This is a genomic window from Aliidiomarina shirensis (assembly GCF_003987345.1).
GTDB classification, from domain to species: domain Bacteria; phylum Pseudomonadota; class Gammaproteobacteria; order Enterobacterales; family Alteromonadaceae; genus Aliidiomarina; species Aliidiomarina shirensis.
This window is the reverse complement of the sequence record NZ_PIPP01000003.1, coordinates 315,744-338,148: the sequence shown is the minus strand read 5'-3', so window position 1 is coordinate 338,148 and position 22,405 is coordinate 315,744. Positions and strand designations below refer to the sequence as shown.

Below are 22,405 nucleotides of genomic sequence, written 5' to 3'. Positions count from 1 at the left end.
CACCGGGAGCGGTATCCTTAAGTTATTGAATTAGGATATTCCCGGAGAATCTTGTGATCTCAGGCTCAGATTCAGCCAGCGCTCAACCGAATCGCGATACATCGTTGTTAACGCCCACACCAACGCTACCAGTAGGTACCGTGTTGGCTGGGCGTTTTCGCGTGTTAAATGCGCTTGGTGCTGGGGGGCAAGCCCAGGTATACCAGGCACGAGACGAGATTCTTGGTACTGATATTGCGCTAAAATTAATAGCTCCGCGCAATGCTCTGGATATCCATCAAGTACAACGGTTACGGCAAGAGGTCTTACTAGCCCGGGAACTCAACCATCCAAATATCGTTCGCGTGTTTGAGTTCTACCAAGATGGTGAATGGGTTTTCTTCACGATGGGCTTGGTAAGCGGAGAAAATCTTGCAGAGCGCATACATAAAGGGATAAAGCGGCAGCAAGTAGAGCAATGGTTTAAGCAATTATTGTTAGCGCTCGAAGCATGCCATTCGGCGGATATTACTCACGCGGATATAAAGCCGGAAAATATCGTGATTGATGAGCGTGGTAATTTAGTTCTTTTAGATTTTGGTATTGGTCAAAGCACGGTTCAAACCGCCGATGCAAACGAACAAACTAGCGTTGAATCAACCGCAAAAGATTTTTCAGGTAGCTCGGGTTACACGGCGCCCGAAGTTACCCAGCTCGGCAAACGTGGCACCTACAGTGATTGCTATAGCAGTGGCTGCTTGCTCAACGAAATGTTGCGCGCTACAACCATTCGCAAGTGGCATCTTGGTGATGTGTTTTGGTATTGGGAACGCAAACAAATAGCAGCCAAGCTGAGTAAACCTCTCATTCATCAACGGCTTTCTATTGCTGGCGCACAGAAGCGTTTAACGTTACCGGCAAAGCAAAAGTTCGTATCTGCTGTTGCCGTACTACTCATTGCGATGACATTGATGGGGTATGGGGCATGGCAATATTTTAATCTTGAACCTGTTATTACCACTGAAGAGCCAAGAAAAACAAACCGCGTAGCGATTGTATACAGCCCTGAGAACGATATGCTTTCGGGCTTCGCGGAGCTTATGCGGTTGCATTTAGTAAGCCAAAGCGATATCGATGTGATTGAGCAAAATCGAGTAGATATCTTGGTGAGCAACTTAGGTTTGAGGCCTTTTGGCCAACAAGAACACCGCAATCGTATTGCGCAGTTGGTAAATGCCGATGTATTGGTGCTTCTACAAACCATGACACTCCCTGTTGGCGATGAAATGCGTTTGCAAGTTGTGCTAGCGAATATGCCAGGCAACCGCATGTTTGGCGCGTTCCAAGGCACCATTTCTACTGAGGGTTTACCGCAAACCTTAGAGCAACTGTTTACCCATATTGATACTCAGCTTGCGCTACCAGCGCGTGAGTTAATTGTACCCATCGAAGAGCTTCAGCGGGTAGAACCAGTGTTACGCGCGCTTCGTCAGGGGCGAAACGCTGAGGCTGAGCAATTTATCAACTCGTTACAAGCAGAGTGGCCAGACTTTGCTGGCGGCTGGCTGGCGGGAGCTCGATTAGCGGTTAACCGAGGTGAGCTGCAACAAGCGCGAGAACAATTGCAACGGTTATTCGAACTCTCGGAAAATGATGAGTATTGGCATTTAGAAGGGCGCGCGTTGCAAGCAGAAATGAGCGATGATCTCGATGCGGCGATAGCCGTTGTTGATCGCCTCGTTGAACTGTTTCCTGGCCGAGCGAGTTTACTCGATAGGCGAGCTGAGCTGGCATCTTGGAATGACGATGCGGAAATGGCGATTGCCTTGTATCAACAAGCGTTGGCACTCGACCCGAGTTCCGGTGAGCGATGGTTTGAACTGGCTCGTATTCGTATTATCCAAGGACAAATCCAACAAGCGTTAGATAATGAGCTAATGCAAGCATTGATCAAGTATCGCCAGCAGGAAGATATTCGCGGTCAAGGTACGGTGTTAAACGCATTTGGGGTTGCCTATTTGCGTTTATCAGAGGCTTCACAAGCGGCGCAGTATTTCTCGCAAGCGCTAGATATTCGTACTGCTGAGCTTGATCCAAATGGACGTGCCGTTACCTTAGCCAACCTTGCAAATGCCTATGCTTTGCAACTTCGGTACAGTGACGCCGAAGGCGCTCTGGCCGAAGCCTCTTTACTGTTCGAAGCGAATAATGATCGATTAGGTTTGGCCCAAGTAGAAAATGAGTGGGGTATCTTACTCGAAGAGCAAGGGCGCTATCGTGAAGCTCTCACGCATTATAGTAACGCGCTCGATTTGCGCATTGCTACCGGCTATTCACGCCAGCAAGCGGAAAGCATTAACAATGTAGCGTACATATATTATTTAATGGCGGAATATAGCCAGGCCGAAGTATTTTGGAATCAAGCCATTACGCTGTTTTCTCGTATTGGTGATGAATCGGGGTTGGCGCGTACAGAGTTGAACTTAGCGAATCTGGCCCTCACCCGCGGCGAATATAACAAGGCAACGCAAATACTTTCCGAGGTGTTAGAAGAATCGCAAGGTCGTCGCCCAGAAGAAGAGTTGGTAACACAATTTTTTCTAAGCCATCGTAATTTTTCGTTGGGCGAATGGGAAACGGCGGTCAATAACAATTTTGAGGCCCTCCGCATAAGTGAATTAACGAATAATATTCGAGCACTCGTGGAAGTACGCATCTGGGGCGCTGAAATGTGTTTGTATTTTGCCGATAGTGAGTGCATGGGAAATCACCTTGATGCGCTCACCCCCTACATGGAACAGCTGAACCAAGAACAACTTGCTTTGCGTGATTGGATAGTGACGGCGAAAGCATTGCTCGAAGGCAATATAGCTACATCGGAGCTAACTGGATTTTGGGCGCGTTTTCGCAAGCAATTATTACCGGTTAAAACTGAATTGCGCGTACTCTTATCGGTACTTGAGTTAAGCCCAGCTCCGCGTGATAGCTGGCAATGGCAACGAGTTCGGGAACTTAGTAACCCGAACATGTATAAAGAGTATTTACGATCAAATTATTTGCAGGCCTTTCAATTTAATAATGAAAATGCCCGCGAAGAGCTACGAAAAACATTACAAAGCCATCCAGAACACTGGCGTAATCATCTCTATTATGAGATTTTTAACGATATTGGTTCAAAGCGACGTGCAGCACAATTAAAAGAAGCGCTATACCAACACCTGACGCAGCCACAAATTGAGGTCTATCAAGCCACATATGAACGACCCGAAACACCCATTCGTAGAGGAAGTGCAAGCCCTCCAACGTAGCCAACAAGAGCTACGGAATTTGCTGTTGGAAGAGCAAAATACGTTGCGAGATCTCGCTCAGCGTTTATGGAGTCAACAAGAGGCTGAGCGAGCACGTTTTTCCCAAGAGTTGCATGATGGTGTTGGTCAGTTACTAACAGCGTTAACCCGCCGCCTCAATCTCGCTGCCAGTGAGTACAAAGAAGCCCCTGAATTAGCTGATTTAGCAGCGCAGGCGCTTGCTGATGTGCGCCAGTTATCACGGTTAATGCGCCCCCGTATTTTGGACGACCTCGGGCTAGCGGCGGCATTATCATGGTTAGTACGCAGCCTTTGTGAACATGAGCCAGTAGAGATAGATGTACAAATTGATATTCAAGACGAGCCAGAAAATCATTTGGCTATACTGGTATTTCGGATTGCCCAAGAGGCGTTAACGAATGCGGTGCGCCATGCCAATGCAACGCATATTAGTTTATATGCAAGCCGGGTTGGTAATACGTTAAGATTAGATATTATTGATGATGGTCATGGATTTGAGCTCAAAGAGACAACCCCCGGAGTGGGCCTCGCGAGTATGCGAGATCGCGCGGCAGCCTTTGCTGCTGAATTGGAAATTCAATCCCGCCCTGGCGGAGGTTGCCATTTGAGTTTATTAGTATTGTTATGAGTTCTGATAAAAATAAGATTCGTATTGTAATTGCCGACGACCATACATTAGTGCGCCAAAGCATTGTGCAAATGTTGCGCCAGCAGGGTGATTTTGAGGTAGTACAAGAATGTGAAGATGGCGTGAGTTTAGTGCAAGCGGCAATTCAGAAAGCGCCGGATGTTATCTTGATGGACATCTCGATGCCGAAAATGAATGGCCTAGTGGCGATCGATAAGCTGCTCGATAATCGGCCTGATGCCAAAGTTCTTGTGCTTACAATGCACGATGAGATCGAGTATATGCATGCATTACACACCTCGGGTGCTCGCGGATATGTTTTGAAAGAATCCTCAACTGAGCAACTATCAGAGGCTATTCGTGTTATTCATGAAGGAGGCACATTCTTTCCCAATGCGCTCACGCAATCGTTAGCGTCGGGTAAAGGTAGCAGTACCGATGATACGTCGATTCTGAATAACCTCACGAGGCGTGAACGCGAAGTGTTTCATTTAGTAGTTGCTGGCCGCGCCACCAAAGAAATAGCGGTGCTGCTGGATATGTCATATAAAACCGCAGAGAATCATCGAGGCCGAATCTTAAATAAATTGCAGGTATCGAATACGGCGGAGTTAATTCGTCTCGCAGCACGAAAAGGGCTGTTGGAATAAAAAAAAGCGCCAACTCTATGTGAGTGGCGCTTTCTTCAAGCTTTAACACTTTAAATCTAGGTAAATTACTTAGATTTAAGTGAACCGAAACGTTGCTTGAATTTATCAACACGTCCGCCAGCATCCAGAGTTTTCTGTTTACCAGTGTAGAACGGGTGACACTCAGAACATACGTCGATGTGGAAGTTTTCACAACGGGTTGAACGAGTTTCAAAAACGTTACCGCACGAGCAGTTTACGGTTACGGCTTTATATTCAGGGTGAATACCTTGTTTCATGGGGGTTACCTCAGTTGAAGGCCGCATCGCCATCCGTGCTTTCCACGAACACCACGCGCTTGTTAATAAAATTCGTACTTAAATCTAATTTAAGGACGCGGATTCTAGCGCAGAGCTGGCTAAGGATCAAGCAACATCGGTGTTTCATCATGGGTAAACGTGTAATGCGCTCAGCTTTCCGCAAAAAGCGTGCTGGCGCTTCGGCAAAGTTTTGTTAGCATAGGGCTTCATTCAATGCGCGTGGAAACTTGTGCCTACCTTTATTCGTATTGCCTTACCCGTACCGTTGCGGCGAAAGTATGATTATGTGCTTGCGCCTGAACAGCCGCTACCGCCGGTAGGTAGCCGCGTGCGTGTGCCCTTTGGTTCGCGTGAAATGGTGGGTTTTGTAACCGCAAACGATGTTACTCCAGAAATCGAAGTGAGCCAGTTACGGGAAGTAATTACGGTAAGCGATCCGGCACCATTGTGGCCAGAACCTTTGTGGAAACTGCTGCTTTGGGCGGCGAGCTATTATCATCACCCACTTGGTGAAGTGCTGGTTCACGCGGCACCCATTGCAATAAAACAAGGCGAGCCTCCGAATTATACCTTGGTACGCCGATACCAACTCACTAGCGAAGGTGAGGCAGCAGAAGTAGAAAGTTTGCAACGCGCGAAGAAGCAACAGCAATTATTCGCCGCATTAAAACGCGGGCCAATGAGCGCCGCCACTATTCGGCAACATGAGTTTAGCACCGCAGCATTAAAGGCTTTGCAGGATAAAGGCTTAGTAGAAGCGCATGATTGCGAACCTGATTTCACACCTTGGCGCGGCGAATTGTGTGAACAGCCCCATGCGCTGAATCAAGAGCAAGCGGTGGCCGTAGGCGCTATTTTAGGCTCGGTGAATGATGCCAAAGCCAATGTTTGGTTACTCGAAGGAGTAACGGGGAGTGGCAAAACGGAAGTGTACTTGCAGGTAATGGCGGAAGTGCTGGCGGCGGGTAAACAAGTGTTGGTGCTAGTTCCTGAAATCGGCCTTACCCCGCAAACCGTAGCTCGCTTTCGTAATCGATTCCAAGCACCGGTAGTGGTTTTGCACTCGGGCTTGAGTGATCAGGAGCGTTTACAAGGTTGGTTACAGGCACGTGATGGCCACGCAGGTATTGTATTGGGCACGCGTTCAGCAATATTCACCCCGATGCAAAACCTTGGCCTGCTCATTCTTGATGAAGAACATGATAGTTCGTTCAAGCAACAAGAAGGCTTTCGTTATAATGCCCGCGATTTAGCCATTAAGCGCGCTCATTTAGAAGGGTTCGGCGTTATTTTAGGTTCGGCTACCCCTTCACTCGAAAGTTTGGCGAATGCGCGGAGCAAACGCTATGCCCACCTCATCTTGGGTAAGCGTGCGGGTGCAGCATTGCCGGTAAAAAGTGGTGTAATTGATTTAAAATCTCAACGTTTACACAACGGGCTGTCCGATCAGCTGTTAACCGTAATGCAAAAGCACCTCGATGCGGGTAATCAAGTACTGTTGTTTTTAAATCGGCGCGGTTTTGCCAGCGCTCTGCTTTGCCATGAGTGTGGTTGGATAAGCGATTGCCATCGTTGCCAAGCGAATATGACGGTGCATCAGCAAACGCACACCTTGCAGTGTCATCATTGTGGTGCCCAGCGCCGCATTCCACGCCAGTGTCAAAGCTGTGGCAGTACGCAGCTGATAACTCGAGGTTTGGGTACGGAACAATTAGAGCAGGCCATTCAGGAACGTTTTCCGAACTACCCAGCGATTCGTATTGACCGAGATAGCACTCGGCGAAAAGGCCAACTAGAGGATTACCTTGAAGCTGTAGCTCGTGGTGATTACCGCATTCTCATTGGCACACAAATGTTGGCGAAGGGGCATCATTTCCCCGATGTTACTTTGGTATCTTTGCTTGATGTTGATGGTGCGCTATTTAGTGCCGATTTTCGAGCTGCCGAACGGCTAGCGCAATTATACGTGCAGGTATCTGGCCGCGCAGGCCGCGCAAGTAAAAAGGGTAGTGTGTTATTGCAAACGCATCATCCTGAACACCCACTCATTCAAGAACTGATTCAAAACGGATATAAGGATTTTGCGCAAAGTGCTTTGTTAGAACGAGAGCAAGCAATGCTGCCGCCGTATGCAGCAATGGCGTTATTCCGAGCTGAGGCGATTGATAAGCCAGCGGCAGAGGCACTTTTGCAGGTAATTAGTGATAAACTACACGCCAATATGCATGGTGAAATACCGGAAGTTACCGTGATTGGCCCAATGCCTGCGCCACTGGCGCGTCGAGCCGGGCGTTTTCGCTATCAGTTATTGTTGCATGCAGCAGCGCGGGCACCTTTACATGGGTTGTTACAGCAATGCTTACCAGAGCTTGAGAACCTAGCTGAGGCACGAAAGGCCCGATGGACATTGGACATCGATCCACAGGAATTTATTTGATTTCACTTTTTCAGTAAATATTTTAGTGAGAAAGCGATAGATAAGCCCACGCGCTGGTTTTTTTTCCAAGCCCGAGCGATTAAACTAACGGGCTAGCATATACCCCCCTATTTTGATTGAAAACGCGTTAGTTAAGGTTGCGAGAACCATGAAACAGCAAATAGAAGAATTATTGCACGCTGCAGTAGCTGCGTTGATAGCCGCAGAAACCATTCCGGCTGATGTACAACCGCGCATTCAGCTTGATCGTCCGCGTGATAAATCTCATGGTGATTTCGCAACGAACTTAGCATTAATGCTCGCAAAGCCAGCAAAACAGAATCCTCGCGCTTTGGCGGAAGCCATTATTGCGGCGATTCCTGAAAATGCAGTGATTGGCAAAACCGAAATTGCCGGCCCGGGTTTTATTAACTTTACCGTTGATCGTTCGCAGCTCATTGCGCAACTTGAAACGGCTTTCGCTGATAAACGTTGTGGTGTGCCGTTGGCCGAGAAACCACAAACTGTGGTCATTGATTATTCGTCGCCGAACCTAGCGAAAGAAATGCATGTGGGTCATTTACGCTCAACCATTATTGGCGATGCAGTGGCCCGCACACTTAGCTTACAAGGCCATAAAGTGATTCCGCAAAACCATGTAGGTGATTGGGGCACCCAGTTTGGTATGTTGCTGGCACACATGGAAGATAGCTTACAAGAAGCAAGCTCGGATGAACTAGCGCTAAGTGATCTAGAAACGTTCTATAAGGCAGCGAAAAAACGCTTTGATGACGAAGAGGGCTTTGCCGATAGAGCGCGTTCATTGGTGGTGAAACTGCAATCTGGAGATGCTTATTGCAAATCACTTTGGCAGAAGTTTATTGATACTTCGCTAGCGCATTGCCAGGAAGTATATGATCGGTTAGGTGTTCAACTTACGCGCGCCGATGTAATGGCAGAATCAGCCTACAACGATGATTTAGCCAAGGTAGTCGTCGATCTTCGTGAGCAAGGGTTATTAGTAGAAAACCAAGGTGCTCAGTGCGTGTTCTTAGACGAGTTTAAAGGCAAAGAAGATGAGCCGTTGCCGATTATTGTACAGAAAAAAGATGGCGGCTATCTGTACGCAACAACCGATTTGGCGGCTGTTCGTTATCGCGCTGGAACTTTAGGCGCAGATCGCGTTATTTACGTGGTAGATGCGCGCCAATCCCTGCATTTTCAACAAATATTTACGTTATGCCGAAAAGCCGGATATGCCAGTGAAAACACCAGTTTAGAACACTTAGGCTTCGGTATGGTGCTGGGTAAAGATGGCCGGCCATACAAAAGCCGAGATGGTGGCGTAACGAAGCTTGCCGATTTGTTGGATGAATCAGAGCGCCGTGCAGCAGAACTCATTGCCGCGAAAGGCACAGATTTCAATGCGGAAGAGCAAGCAAATGTTGCTCGTGTGGTTGGTATTTCTTCTGTGAAATATGCCGATCTTTCGAAAAATCGCACCAGCGATTACGTTTTCGATTGGGATACCATGCTTTCGTTCGAGGGCAATACCGCGCCCTACTTACTCTATGCTTACACACGGGTAAACAGTATTTTCCAAAAAGCGGGCTTGGCATTACATGAAGTAAGCGGCGCGATTCAATTACCAAGTGAGCAAGATGAAACGTTGGCCGGCAAGCTAGCCCAGTTCCCAGAGATTATTGCGTCGGTGGGCAACAAAGGTACGCCACATTTCTTATGTGGTTACATGTTCGAGTTGGCGGGCGCGTTTTCTTCTTTTTACGAAGCATGCCCAATCTTGAATGCCGATGATGAGGCAGTGAAACAAAGCCGCCTAAAACTGGCAGCACTTACTGCGCGCATTCTTGCGCAAGGTTTAGAACTATTAGGTATTGATACCTTGGAGCGGATGTAATTTATGGCGGTTGATTACGCCAAGCGCGGTGCACCGAAAAAGAAAAAGCCAGTGGGGAAAGGAAAACCTGCCGCGCGCGGTGCTACGCGTAAGCCAGCTAATCAAAAAGGGGCGAAATCGCCGGTACCAATTCGTGCGCTACTGGTTACCTTGGTGGTAATTGCCGTATTTGTAAGTTTTCTTTGGTTTTTAAAGAAAGGCGATATGCCCACGCCTGTCGTGGATGAACCTGTAGATACGGTTTCCGCACCCGCTTTAGAGCCCTTACCGGAAATTCCAGCTGAACGCTGGCAGTATATTGAAGAGTTGGAAAGCCAACAGGTTGAGGTAGAAGTACCTGAACTTGCAGAATCACGCCGCCGCTTAATGCAATGCGCTTCGTTTCGCAGTCACGCCGATGCCGATAATTTAAAAGCCAGAATTGCCATGGCAGGCTATGAATCACAAATCCGCGAAACTACCGGCAGCAATGGCCGCTGGTTCCGAGTTATCCTCGGGCCTTTCGATAATCTGCGCGATGCCCAACGCACCAACAACCAACTTCAGCGCACCGGCATTTACGGCTGCCAGATTTGGCTGTGGAACCTTGATTGATCCCGCCGCACTGGTTGGCGAGAAAAATTCACTTTCCAAATAATGCTAATTCCTAAACTGGTGCTATGGTTAAATTTCACTAAGCCGCTTTTTTGTCGGTGCACGCTCCAGCCGTAACGTTCCGTTGCTCCCTCGTGGTAGAGGTTTTCTGTGTATCAATTTGCTTTTTAATAAGCATGGGTATGGCGCGATGGTTTAAAACCTTTTCGCGTTCGCAGTAAACGTTACTTTTCGGGGGCATTATGTGTCGCTTAATTTTAGTTTTTATTGTGGTACTGCTTTCAGGCTGTTCTTCAATTAACGTGCCGTTAGATAGCGGCTCGGCTGAAGATAATTTTGGTTATCACCCGTTAGATCCACTTCCGGTGCAATTAAATATTCCCAACGGAGAAGTGCTCAATGCACTTTCCGATGAAACGATGCGTCTTGCTATTGGCACGGTTACTCGCGAGGGTAGTTTAACGTTTGGGCCCGCTAAGTTGGGGGTGGAAGGTAAGAACTATGTGGTGATACTCGATTATATTAAATTTAGTACCGATTCCTTACCTGTTTCAATATCGGAGAACCCTGCTGATGGGAAACGTATTGCTACTCTATTGCCTCAGGGCGAGGAAGATTTAGCGAACACTGTTGTGCCGGTTTATATTGGTGTAGGGCTTCGTTTAACGGCAAATATTTTCGTAAAAAAAGGTGAAATCGATTTATCGAGTTTGTTTGCTCTAGGCGTTGCCGCTAGAGCTGAACAAGTTTCCGGAACTTTGATTATTCAAACATTAGGCGTAAGTGGCCAAGAGATTTCTAGTTTGATTCCGATGCCGAGCGAAATTAGTGAATCGAGTATTCAGAATGCGATGCTCGCGTTGGCATCGATCAAGGTAAAAATGTACGATGACAATACTCAGATTACACCAAGAGTTGTTGGTGTTTACAACAACTTAGGTGGTGGGCAAACAACCATAAATGGCTTTATTTCTTCCCTTTTACAACGCCCCATTTTGTTTCCAAGGCCGCCTGCAAACGAGTAATTCAGCCAACAACAAGCGCGAGGGTGTTCTCACCCTCCGCTCTTGCTGGTTCCCCGCACTCTTGAATTCATCATGTGTCGCCCCTATCTACTGTGTATAACCGATAAAGAGGAACACAGATGACTACAATCGTTTCTGTTCGCCGTGGTGATAAAGTAGCTATTGGCGGCGATGGACAAGTTTCATTGGGTAATACCGTGATGAAGGGGAACGCCAAAAAAGTACGGCGTTTATACAATGGCAAAGTAATCGCTGGTTTTGCAGGCGGTACTGCAGATGCATTTACGCTTTTTGAACGTTTTGAAGCGAAATTGGAGCAGCATCAAGGCAACCTTACAAAAGCTGCGGTTGAGCTGGCGAAGGATTGGCGTACCGATCGTATGCTGCGCAAATTAGAAGCACTGCTCGCCGTGGCGGATAAAACAACATCACTGATTATTACCGGGAATGGTGATGTGGTGCAGCCTGAAAATGACCTTATCGCTATTGGCTCCGGTGGCCCGTTCGCACAATCAGCAGCCCGAGCGCTGCTTGAAAACACTGAATTAACCGCACCTGATATCGTTGAAAAAGCGCTTACCATTGCCGGTGATATATGTGTGTATACCAATAGCCATCAAACAATTGAAGTGCTCGATGCCGAGCCAGTGAAGGAGTAGAACATGTCGAATATGACCCCAAGGGAAATTGTTGATGAGCTAAATCGGCATATTATTGGCCAGCAAGATGCCAAACGCGCGGTATCGGTTGCATTGCGGAATCGCTGGCGCCGGATGCAACTTGATGATGAGTTGCGCCAAGAAGTAACACCGAAAAACATTCTTATGATTGGCCCAACGGGTGTTGGTAAAACTGAGATTGCGCGGCGGTTAGCGAAACTAGCAAATGCGCCTTTTATCAAAATTGAAGCTACGAAGTTCACCGAAGTAGGTTATGTGGGTAAGGAAGTTGATTCGATTATTCGCGATCTTACCGATACCGCTGTGAAGTTAATGCGCGAGCAAGAAATGGCCCGTTTACGCCATCGCGCCGAAGATGCTGCCGAAGATCGCATTTTAGATACTTTACTGCCGCGAGCGAAACGGAATTGGAATGATAGTGAAGCGCCGAGCAATGAAGATGATCAGCATGCAACACGGCAAACCTTTCGCAAGAAACTGCGGGAAGGCAAGCTTGATGATAAAGAAATAGAAATTGAGTTATCGATGGCGCAAATGGGTGTTGAAATTATGGCACCTCCGGGCATGGAAGAAATGACTTCGCAGTTGCAGAGCATGTTCCAAAACATGGGCCAAGGGAAAACCAAAAAGCGCAAAATGAAGATCAAAGATGCGTTTAAGCAGTTGATTGAAGAAGAAGCTGCGAAAATGATGAACCCTGAAGAAATCAAAGAAAAAGCGATTCAATCGGTTGAGCAAAACGGCATCGTGTTCCTTGATGAGGTTGATAAAATCTGTAAGCGTGGCGATAGTAGTGGGCCGGATGTTTCGCGCGAAGGTGTGCAGCGTGATTTGTTACCGCTAGTGGAAGGCACAACGGTAAACACCAAGCACGGTATGGTGAAAACCGATCACATATTATTTATTGCTTCGGGTGCGTTTCAGATGTCGAAGCCCTCTGATCTCATTCCTGAGTTACAGGGCCGGTTACCAATTCGGGTAAACCTACAAGCGCTTACCACAGAAGATTTTGTGCGTATTCTTACTGAACCTAATGCTTCGCTGACAGTGCAGTACAAAGCACTAATGGCCACAGAGGGCGTAAGTGTTGAGTTTAAAGAAGATGGTATTCGCCGCATTGCTGAAATTGCTTGGCAGGTGAACGAGAAAACCGAGAACATTGGTGCTCGCCGTTTACACACGGTGCTGGAACGGTTAATGGAAGAAGTATCATTTAACGCTTCGGATTTAGAAGGCACCTCGGTTGTGGTTGACCGTGAGTATGTAAATAAATACTTGAATGAACTAGCCGAAGATGAAGATTTGAGCCGCTTTATTTTGTAACCTTTAGATCTTCCCAGAACATGAAAACAAGCGGGTGGGCTGTTGCTAGTTGAGTTTAGCGAACACAGTTTCCACCCGCTTTTTTTGCTTCATAAAGCTGTTTATCTACCGCTTGAATGTTTGCCTCAATACTTGAATCGTTTACAACTAAGTGCACGCCGAAACTGATCGTTAATCGCTTGTGCTCGCAGTGCTTATGCGCGATATTCAGATCAAATACCGCTTTACACATAGCTTCAGCAAGCTGTTTTGCCGCTGTATAATCGGCGACATCGGCTAGCACTGCAATTTCTTCACCGCCATATCGATATACTCGAACCTGTTCGAAGTTCGCTAAGCATTTGGCCACGTTCTTCAGGGCTTCATCACCCGCTTGGTGACCATAGTTATCGTTAAATGGTTTGAATTTATCTAAATCACCTAACAACAAAGTAGTGTTGGTATCGTGCGGATGCGCACTCAATCGTGCCATGTCTTTATCGAAAGCGCGGCGGTTTCGCAATCCGGTAAGGCCATCGAGGTGTGCCATTTGTTCTAGTGCTTCGTTGGCGGCGGCGAGCTGAGCAGTGCGATCCGCCACGAGCTTCTCTAAGTTTTGCTGGTGAGCCAATAAGCGTGAGGCCATGGTGCGGAATGAGCGAACCAGCAATCCAACTTCGCTGCGAACGTGTTCTTGCAAATGCTTGCTAGAAATAACGTCGGCGTAATTTTTCTCACCAATCATCATTGCCATATTCGCCAATTGTCGGAGAGGGCGAGAAACGTGGCGGCTAACCAGCCAGTAAACGATGAGGAGGATGAAAATCAATAAACCAATAGTCGCCAAAGATATTCGTAACGGGCCCTGCAGTGCTTGCAGTTGCACTTGGCTGTATGGGTATAGGGTAACGTGCCACCAATTTAAACCTGAAATCTTTTGCCCAATTAAGAGCTCGCCCGGAAGGGCGTTGCGTAGAACGAAATGATCGGTATCGGCGCCATGGGCCTCTATTAACTGATAAATCGCTTTGTACTCTGGATTGCTGAGTTTATCTATATCCAAAACCCCACGCTGTTGATAACTTTCAGATAAGGTTTCTGGCGATGCAATTAACTGCCCCTTTGTGTTGAACAACATGCGTTTATCACTATCACTTTGATATTGGATAACACGATCAATAATGTCACTTAGGGCAATATCATAGCTCGCGTTCATCAAGTGCTGGCCCTGATAATCGACGGGGTGTTGATAGGTAATGGTCCAAAAATCGGCTGATAAATCGTAGTATAGCCCGGTCCAGCCAGGTTTACGTTCAGGGTTATATTCCATGAGTGTCGATTGCACTACCGAGTAATCGGTAATCACTAAATCGGCGGCGGCTACTAAACCCCATGGTTGAGTTTCTGAATACACCAACATAATGTTCTCGGGCATAGAAATATGGGTGTTCTTTACCTTTTGTAGCCATGCCGGTGCTAGCTCATTTAGCACATATTGGGCAATAGTAACGCGTGCCTTTAACTCATCAGAAATAGCATTCGTGCGGGGGCCTGCAAATACGGTTATATTTTCGAACCACGTTTCACCTTGGCGGATGCCATCATAAAATTCGGGCTGAAGGCGAACAACACCTGGTTCTGTTTCTGTGTACCAACGATCAAAACGTTCTTGGAATCGATCATCGTTTATAAACTCTTGGTATCGGGTAAGGAAACGCTCAGCTAAAACTGTGGCCGATTGTTCTACGGTACGGAAATGTTCACTTTCGCGAGCTAAATGTTGGTTGGTATCTTCAATTAATGCGGTAATTAACGCTTCTTTGGCGTGCTTGTAAGAAATTACAAAACCGATCGTAGTGATGATTAACACAGCGAGCAACGACCAAAAGCTAATGCGCACGAGCAGATGCGTGGTTAATCGGCGGCTAAATCGAACTCGGCGGTTATGTAAAGGGTTTCTCATCGGGAACCTACCCATGCCTCTTTGCCTGATTCACGGTTATGAGATATCCACTTGCGCCAGAAATCTTGCAGCAAACCACGTGATTTTTCTTCGTTTACCGGGGGCGAGAAATAGTAACCTTGTACGCTATCGCAATGCATTTCACTCAGCAATGCAAATTGTTCAGCGGTTTCTACCCCTTCGGCGACAATTTGCTTTTTGAGCACGTGGCTCAGTTCAATGAGCGTGCGAACAATCGTAGAATCTTCGCTGCTTGCCATAATTTCATTGATAAAGCTGCGATCGATTTTAATTTTATCCACTGGAAGCTTCCGCAAATAAGCGAGTGAGGAGTAGCCGGTACCAAAATCATCAATAGCCACACGAATACCCATTTCACGCAAGCGGTTCAGGACGTTAAGGCCCGTGGTAATGTCCGACATGGCTACATTCTCAGTGATTTCCAGCTCGATATCACCCGCTTGTAATTGGTACTCACGATACAATCGGCGCAACTTATCGGTAAGTTCGGGTTGTTGAAAGTGGCGAGCAGAAAGATTAATGGCAATCGGCAACACTTTTTCGCCTTGGGCGCGCCAGCGTGAAATTAGCTTTGCACAGTGCTTGAGCACCCATTCATCAATATCGCAGGACATTCCTAACTGTTCAACAAAAGGCAGGAAATCATCGGGGTTCAGTAAGCCTTTCGCGGGATGCTGCCAGCGCAATAGCGCTTCAAAGCTGCTTAAATATTGCGTACGAACATCATAAATAGGCTGCAGGTGCACTACGAACTCGTTTTTAAGTAGCGCGCGGCGCAGGTCTGGCTCCATATCCACGAGGCGAATATAGTTATCATTCATACCTTCGCGATACATCATGATGTTGCTGTTTTCGGGTAACTTTGCATTTGCTAATGCTATGTTTGCTTTGCTAAGTAAGCCTTCGGCCGAAAGCCCCTGTTGTGGGTAACGTGAGATACCGATACTGCATTTTACGTTTAAGTGTTTATTATCGATGAGCAGTGGTTTGTGAATTAGCTGCTGAATCTCACTTGCCATCGCTACTGCTTTTTCACGACTATGTAAGTGATCATACATTACTACAAACACATCGCCGCTAATTCGAGCCAACGCGAGCGCCTGCTCAGGTAAGTTTTTTAGCCGATTACTGAGCTCTACTAACACGCGATCGCCGCCGCGCAAGCCGAGAGTATCGTTAATCGCTTTAAAACGATCTACGCCAATCATAAACACAGCGAGTTCGCGGCCATCGCCACGGCAAGAATCGATAAATATGGGCATTTTCGACATTAACTCATCGCGATTCTCTATTCCGGTAAGGGCATCATGGCGGTTCATGTATTCGGCTTTTTGCAACGCATCAATGGCTTTGTGCCGTTCCGTTTCCAGAAGCCAGATTGTAATGCCGAGCATAGCACAGGTAAGAAATACTACATTCAGAAGCCCCGTGAATAACCAAAGCACTTCTGAGCTTAGTGCGGTGCTATCGACCAATAAAAGGCTTACCAACAGTAAGTTTTTTAGGCTTTGCAGGAAAAATGCAAATGCGATTAGCCGCGGCCCCATGGTGGGTGTGGATAATTTATAAATGATGACGCCAACAGCGCCTAGGGTAAGCCCCGAGATTAGATATAGCACAGCATTGCGGAAGAAGGGCTGCCACACCAGCGGATCGGAGCTTGGACCAATAGTGCCGTTGGAAACAAGGGCAATAATCAAGCAGGCACCATAAATGCGCCAACGAACGCGGCGATTTGGCATTGAGTTCATGGTGATATCGAAAACACCCAGCGCGAGTAAACTAAGCGCTAGATACATCAAGGTAAGGCTAAGGGTATCGAACTGAGCTAAGGCCCATGGGGGCATTTCGAGCCAAGTGGCATGCTGCACTAACTGAAAAGCAGAGCTTAATCCAAACCAAACTGCAGCGTAGGACCAAAAACGCAGGTATGCCCTTCGATAGACACGAAAGTAATGCGATAGCAGAAGAGCAAAGCCTAAAACCATTAGGCCTTGCCCCGCAAAACTAGCTCCAAGAACGGCGGTGTCGCTAAAGGGCATGCAATAAGATCTTATAATTATTATTGAAGTATTGATTTAACGGGTTTTTTCGTAATAAATCAACCTTATCGGTGGCAAATTCGGTTGTTCTGCAATTAGCTGGCCTAGCGCGACAAAGGGTTCTTTCACCCATGCAGTTAAAGGTTTATACTGTGCTCTACTTAATACTCATGGCTTTTCTAATGCCGCAGGAGCGTTTCTCATGGAATACAATACCTCGGAACTTTGTGATTTATATGCTGATCAGATTGATGTGGTTGAACCAATGTTTGCAAACTATGGTGGCCGTTCGTCGTTTGGGGGGCAGGTGGTTACCGTTAAATGCCACGAAGACAAAGGCCTGATCGAAACAGCTCTAGAACAACCGGGTGCCGGTAAAGTGCTATTAATTGATGGTGGTGGTTCGTTGCGCCGCGCATTAATTGATATCGCTATTGCTGAGCTAGCGTTAGAAAATGAATGGGAAGGTATTATTTGCTATGGCTGTGTACGCGATGTGGATCTGTTAGAAGATCTTGATCTCGGTATCCAAGCGATAGCATCGATTCCTGTAGGCGCTGATGCCGCTGGTGTTGGTGAAACAGATATCGCCGTGAACTTTGGTGGTGTTACGTTTTTACCTGAAGATCATATTTATGCCGATAGCACCGGTATTATTCTCTCTCCAGAAGCCTTGGATATTGAGTAATTAGTTATATGCCTGAAAAGCCATTATTTTGGTTGCCGATAGATCCTGCTGCATGGGTTAACCCACGCGCAGGAGAAATTCGCATCGGTGAATCAATTCAAGTGCTCTCGAACCTAGATGCCTCAGCGTTGCCGCTGGGGCGTTTTGCTATTGTGGGCGTTCCCGAATCTATTGGTCCGCGTGCAAACCTTGGGCAAGGTGGCGCTGAACTTGGCTTCGCGGCTTTTTTGCAGCAGTTTTTGAATATGCAAGACTCCGGGCGTATCGCTATTGATCAAGTGGTGTTGGCTGGGCAAGTTGATTGTACCGATTTGCAGCAACAATCGCTGGCGCTCGATGCAGGTAACGCCAAAGATTTAAAACACCTGCGCGAATTATGCGCAGAACTTGATAAGCGAGTTGCAGCGGTAACCGAAATATTATTCCGACAAGGCTATCAGGTTATTTTAATCGGTGGTGGGCACAATAATGCGCTGCCGTTATTGCAATCATTGGCAATCACCTCTGAGCAATTTGTAGGTGCCGTAAATCTAGACCCTCATGCTGATTTTCGTCCCTTAGAAGGCCGCCACAGTGGCAATGGTTTTAGTTACGCGTTCGAGAAAGGCTTCCTAAAACATTACCACGTAGTAGCGCTACACCCTGCTAAGAACTCGCGGGCTACGTTAGATCAACTAGATGATGCAGGCGCTACATACACCTCCGTACAGGATATGGTGGGTATGAAAATGCACCGTGTTTTGCAAACGATACAGAATCAAGTGATTACCTGGCGGGTTCCTTTTGGTATTGAGCTCGATGTGGATTCCATCATGCAAGCACCCGCGAGCGCCTTTAACTACTCAGGCGTGAGTTTAGCTGATGCGATGGTGTTTATTCGTGACCTTGCAAAACTGCGCGAGAGCCGTTACTTGCACCTAGCTGAAGCTGCCCCGGCGTGCCACCCGATGGGTATTGCGGCGGGTAACAAAGCAGCTGGCCAGATACTAAGTGAGTTAGTGTTCACTTACATTGAATCACACGCTGAGTAGATAGCCCTTAACATTCATCAGCTGAAATTAGATCGCCGCGCCATCGATCCATAATTGTGCCAATGGGTTAATGCCAAATTCGTAACATATTTGTTCCGGGCTGCTGAGATTCCATAGTGCTAAATCAGCGCGTTGGCCTTCGGCTATCTCACCTTGATTTCGTTCACCTAGTGCTCGCGCGCCGTTCCGTGTAACACCCAACCATGCTTCTTCTGGCGTAAGCCGAAAGAATGCGCATGCCATATGCATCATTAAGGGCAGTTGTATTAATGGAGAGGAACCGGGGTTGGCATCGGTAGCGATAGCAATTGGCACGCCAGCATCGCGCAAGGCTTGAACAGGCGGTAATTTCGTTTCCCTTAAAAAATAGAAAGCGCCAGGTAACAGCACCGCTACAGACCCTGATTTTGCCATGGCGGCAATACCATTTGCTGATAAATACTCGAGATGATCAGCAGAAAGCCCCTGATATTCGGCCATTAGCGCTGAGCCATCTTGGTCACTGAGCTGCTCCGCATGAATTTTTACCGGTAAGCCATGTGCCGCCGCCGCTTGAAATACGCGTTCTGATTGTGCCCGGCTAAAGCCAATGTTTTCACAAAATACATCAACGGCGTCTACTAGATTCTCAGCGGCCGCAGCCGGAATAATTTTGTTACACACTAAATCAATGTAGCCATCTGAATTATTTTCGAATTCTGGCGGTAATGCGTGGGCGGCAAGCAACGTAGTGCTCACTTTTAACGGCAACTCAGCACCAATTCGGCGTGCAACGCGCAGTTGTTTTAGTTCATCGCGTAGGCTCAAACCATACCCTGATTTAATTTCAATATGTGCCACGCCTTGCTTTAGCAGCGCTTGTGCGCGCGGCAAACTTTGTGCAAAGAGCTCCTCTTCAGTGGCTTCCCGCGTAGCGTTTACCGTAGAAAGAATACCGCCCCCAGCTTCGGCAATTTCTTGATAGCTGGCGCCATGTAACCGCTGGCGAAACTCATTGGCGCGTGAACCCGCCCACACCAAATGGGTATGGCAATCGGTTAGTGCTGGAGTAAGTAGCTTACCTTCGCCATTCAGCTGCGGCAGATCGTTGAACGAGGCAGGCAAGGCGCTGCTTTTCCCTACCCATGCAATCTTCCCATCCGCTATCACCACACTAGCATCAGTAAGCAACCCTAAATCGGGTGCATTCATGCGTGCAGCAGCTACTGAGTGAATCACGAAAGAACGATGGTTTGGCATATTGAGGGGCATAGCGAATTACCTATTCTAGTGTTTTACCAAAAACCTTCATATTAACTAACGGTTATACGAAATATGAGAAAGCGTTTGATTTTTAAATTAAGTAACTGGTAATGTATATACAACATTCCTAAAAGTCCAATAATCATGGCTAAATTTGCAACCATTAAAGAATATATCTACAAGAAGATCGAATCGGGCGAGTGGCCTGAGTACCACCCCGTTAGTTCGGAGAATGTGTTAGCGGAAACTTTTTCGGTAAGCCGGATGACAGCGCGAAGAGCGCTGCATGAGCTTTCGGAAGAAGGTTTGGTAACGCGTACTCGAGGCTCGGGCACGTTTGTAGCACCGTTAAAATCGCAATCGGCATTGCTAACAATCCGCAACATCGCCGATGAAATTCGGTTGCGAAATCATCGCCATCACGCGGTTGTGCAGATACTCGAACGCGTGCCAGCACCGAAAAGCATTGCAGCAGCGTTGCAGTTAGCCGTGGGTGCTGAGGTGTTGCATTCGGTTATCACCCACTTTGAAAATGGACAACCGGTGCAGGTAGAAGATCGTTACGTAAATCCAGAACTCGTGCCTGCATACCTAGATCAAGATTACACCCAAAGCACACCACACGAATATTTGTGTGAAGTTACACCGCTTACCGAGGCTAGCCATTTAATTGAAGCAGTATTGCCTTCAGAGCAACTGATGCAGTGGCTTGAGCTCGATGAACCGGAGCCGTGCTTGCAGATTCAACGGCGCACCAGTGGCCGAGAGGGCGTGGTGAGCCAAGCTACCCTTACCCACCCAGGTTCTCGATTCCGCTTAGGTGGCCACATGACATTTAAACCATCGCATTAAAGTTAGCATAGCGGCCCCACTTTGCTGCACGTTATGTATGTGAGTAATACAAAGGAAATTACTAATGAGTTTTACCAGAATTGACAAATCCCGAGTTATTCGAGCAGATCGCGGTAGTGAATTTACCGCCAAAAGCTGGCAAACCGAAGCAGCTAAGCGAATGTTAATGAACAATCTAGACCCTGAAGTGGCAGAGCACCCTGCGGGCCTAGTAGTTTATGGTGGTATTGGCCGAGCGGCGAGAAGCTGGGAAAGTTTCGATAAAATTGTAGAAGTACTCGATCGTCTCGAGAACGATGAAACTTTATTAGTGCAAAGTGGTAAGCCGGTAGGTGTGTTTCCAACGCACGCAAACGCGCCGCGAGTATTGATTGCTAATTCAAATTTAGTGCCGCAATGGGCGAATTGGGATCATTTCAACGAACTCGATAAGCAAGGCCTGATGATGTATGGACAAATGACCGCAGGGTCGTGGATATATATCGGCTCTCAGGGCATTGTGCAGGGTACTTACGAAACGTTTGGCGCGGTAGCGCGGCAGCATTTTGATGGTGAAGCCGCTGGCAAATGGGTGCTCACGGGCGGTTTAGGTGGTATGGGTGGTGCGCAACCACTGGCCGCTACCATGGCGGGCTTTAGCATGTTGGCCTGCGATGTTGATGAAAGCCGCATCGATTTTCGTTTGCGTACGCGTTACGTCGATGAAAAGGCAACCGATTTAGATGATGCGTTAGCGCGTTTGGAAGCAGCTAAACAAGAAGGCAGAGCGGTTTCTGTTGGTTTGTTGGCAAACGCTGCCGATGTATACGCAGAATTAGTAAAACGCGGTGTAACGCCTGATGTGGTAACCGATCAAACGTCAGCACACGATCCGCTCAATGGTTATTTGCCGCAGGGCTGGAGCATGGAAAAAGCGGCTGCCGAGCGTGAAAGTAACCCACAAGGGGTGGTGAAGGCCGCTAAACAAGCAATGGCTGTGCAAGTAAACGCCATGTTAACCATGCAAGAGCGTGGCGCAGCTGTTCTTGATTACGGTAACAACATTCGTCAGATGGCCAAAGATGAAGGCGTTACCAATGCCTTTGATTTCCCAGGCTTTGTTCCAGCCTACATCCGCCCACTATTTTGCCAAGGTATTGGCCCATTCCGCTGGGTAGCGCTTTCGGGTGATCCGGAAGATATTTACAAAACCGATCAGAAAGTAAAAGAGCTCATGCCCGACGATACGCATTTGCATAACTGGTTGGATATGGCGCGTGAGCGCATTGAATTTCAAGGCTTGCCAGCACGTATCTGCTGGGTGGGTTTAAAAGATCGCGCACGCTTGGGCTTGGCTTTCAATGAAATGGTGAAAAATGGTGAGTTAAAAGCGCCTATCGTTATTGGCCGTGATCATCTCGATTCCGGTTCAGTAGCGAGCCCAAATCGGGAAACCGAAGCCATGCTCGATGGTTCTGATGCGGTTTCCGATTGGCCATTGCTAAACGCGCTATTGAACACAGCCGGTGGTGCTACTTGGGTTTCTTTGCACCACGGTGGTGGCGTAGGCATGGGTTACTCACAACACTCGGGTGTGGTGATAGTAGCTGATGGCACTGATGAAGCCGCTGAACGCGTAGGCCGCGTGCTTTGGAACGATCCGGGCACGGGTGTAATGCGCCACGCCGATGCTGGCTACGATATTGCCAAACAAGCGGCAAAAGAAAGCAATCTTGATTTACCTTCGCTAGATAACTAATGCTAAAT

General features: G+C 47.6%; 17 protein-coding genes. 13 read left to right on the top strand and 4 right to left on the bottom strand.

What is annotated here, in order from left to right:
* Positions 1-53 precede the first annotated feature (53 nt).
* Genes CWE13_RS08915 through CWE13_RS08905 form a run of 3 tightly spaced genes read left to right on the top strand, consistent with a single transcriptional unit; the run spans position 54 to position 4,586 of the window.
* Positions 54-3,287, top strand: a complete 3,234-nt coding sequence (locus CWE13_RS08915; protein WP_126807879.1) for a serine/threonine-protein kinase — start codon at positions 54-56, stop codon at positions 3,285-3,287.
* Positions 3,235-3,936 (top strand): sensor histidine kinase, encoded by a 702-nt coding sequence (locus tag CWE13_RS08910; protein ID WP_126807877.1) that lies wholly within the window; start codon positions 3,235-3,237, stop codon positions 3,934-3,936. Before CWE13_RS08915 ends, CWE13_RS08910 begins: the two co-directional genes overlap by 53 nt.
* A complete protein-coding gene (locus CWE13_RS08905) occupies positions 3,933-4,586 on the top strand; it encodes a response regulator transcription factor (protein WP_126807875.1) in 654 nt (217 codons plus the stop codon). Before CWE13_RS08910 ends, CWE13_RS08905 begins: the two co-directional genes overlap by 4 nt.
* 65 nt (positions 4,587-4,651) lie before the next feature.
* Here CWE13_RS08905 and rpmE read toward each other — a convergent pair whose 3' ends face one another.
* The gene (gene rpmE / locus CWE13_RS08900; RefSeq protein WP_126807874.1) at positions 4,652-4,864 is read right to left on the bottom strand and encodes a 50S ribosomal protein L31; all 213 of its coding nucleotides are present in this window, start codon (positions 4,862-4,864) and stop codon (positions 4,652-4,654) included.
* A 250-nt stretch (positions 4,865-5,114) separates the two neighbouring features.
* Here rpmE and priA point away from each other — a divergent pair, with 250 nt between their 5' ends.
* The 6 genes from priA (at position 5,115) to hslU (ending at position 12,841) form a co-directional block, all read left to right on the top strand.
* On the top strand, positions 5,115-7,322 hold the full coding sequence (gene priA, locus CWE13_RS08895) for a primosomal protein N' (protein WP_126807872.1): 2,208 nt from the start codon (positions 5,115-5,117) through the stop codon (positions 7,320-7,322).
* 148 nt (positions 7,323-7,470) lie between these two features.
* Positions 7,471-9,219, top strand: a complete 1,749-nt coding sequence (argS, locus tag CWE13_RS08890) for an arginine--tRNA ligase (RefSeq protein WP_126807870.1) — start codon at positions 7,471-7,473, stop codon at positions 9,217-9,219.
* Positions 9,220-9,222: 3 nt separating this feature from the next.
* On the top strand, positions 9,223-9,813 hold the full coding sequence (locus CWE13_RS08885; RefSeq protein ID WP_126807868.1) for an SPOR domain-containing protein: 591 nt from the start codon (positions 9,223-9,225) through the stop codon (positions 9,811-9,813).
* A gap of 242 nt (positions 9,814-10,055) precedes the next feature.
* Positions 10,056-10,838: a hypothetical protein gene (locus CWE13_RS08880; protein WP_126807866.1), complete on the top strand. Its 783-nt coding sequence runs from the start codon at positions 10,056-10,058 to the stop codon at positions 10,836-10,838.
* Between the two features lie 119 nt (positions 10,839-10,957).
* Complete coding sequence (gene hslV / locus CWE13_RS08875) at positions 10,958-11,497, top strand: ATP-dependent protease subunit HslV (RefSeq protein WP_126807864.1); 540 nt, start codon at positions 10,958-10,960, stop codon at positions 11,495-11,497.
* Between the two features lie 3 nt (positions 11,498-11,500).
* Entirely contained in the window at positions 11,501-12,841 is a 1,341-nt protein-coding gene (gene hslU / locus CWE13_RS08870) for an HslU--HslV peptidase ATPase subunit (RefSeq protein WP_126807862.1), read from the top strand.
* A 55-nt stretch (positions 12,842-12,896) separates the two neighbouring features.
* Here the strand turns inward: hslU and CWE13_RS08865 are convergent, their stop codons facing one another.
* Both CWE13_RS08865 and CWE13_RS08860 read right to left on the bottom strand, forming a co-directional pair.
* On the bottom strand, positions 12,897-14,783 hold the full coding sequence (locus CWE13_RS08865) for a diguanylate cyclase domain-containing protein (RefSeq protein WP_198677929.1): 1,887 nt from the start codon (positions 14,781-14,783) through the stop codon (positions 12,897-12,899).
* Complete coding sequence (locus CWE13_RS08860) at positions 14,780-16,846, bottom strand: putative bifunctional diguanylate cyclase/phosphodiesterase (RefSeq protein ID WP_126807859.1); 2,067 nt, start codon at positions 16,844-16,846, stop codon at positions 14,780-14,782. The genes CWE13_RS08865 and CWE13_RS08860 overlap by 4 nt, the downstream gene beginning before the upstream one ends.
* A 202-nt stretch (positions 16,847-17,048) precedes the next feature.
* Here CWE13_RS08860 and rraA point away from each other — a divergent pair, with 202 nt between their 5' ends.
* Positions 17,049-17,534 (top strand): ribonuclease E activity regulator RraA, encoded by a 486-nt coding sequence (gene rraA, locus CWE13_RS08855; RefSeq protein WP_126807857.1) that lies wholly within the window; start codon positions 17,049-17,051, stop codon positions 17,532-17,534.
* 8 nt (positions 17,535-17,542) lie between these two features.
* Positions 17,543-18,565: a formimidoylglutamase gene (locus tag CWE13_RS08850; RefSeq protein WP_126807855.1), complete on the top strand. Its 1,023-nt coding sequence runs from the start codon at positions 17,543-17,545 to the stop codon at positions 18,563-18,565.
* 27 nt (positions 18,566-18,592) lie between these two features.
* On the opposite strand, the gene hutI is transcribed toward CWE13_RS08850, so the two are convergent.
* Positions 18,593-19,816 (bottom strand): imidazolonepropionase, encoded by a 1,224-nt coding sequence (gene hutI, locus CWE13_RS08845; protein ID WP_241973665.1) that lies wholly within the window; start codon positions 19,814-19,816, stop codon positions 18,593-18,595.
* Positions 19,817-19,951: 135 nt separating this feature from the next.
* Here hutI and hutC point away from each other — a divergent pair, with 135 nt between their 5' ends.
* Positions 19,952-20,659: a histidine utilization repressor gene (gene hutC, locus CWE13_RS08840; protein WP_126807853.1), complete on the top strand. Its 708-nt coding sequence runs from the start codon at positions 19,952-19,954 to the stop codon at positions 20,657-20,659.
* A gap of 64 nt (positions 20,660-20,723) precedes the next feature.
* The gene (gene hutU / locus CWE13_RS08835; RefSeq protein ID WP_126807851.1) at positions 20,724-22,397 is read left to right on the top strand and encodes a urocanate hydratase; all 1,674 of its coding nucleotides are present in this window, start codon (positions 20,724-20,726) and stop codon (positions 22,395-22,397) included.
* Positions 22,398-22,405: the final 8 nt, after the last annotated feature.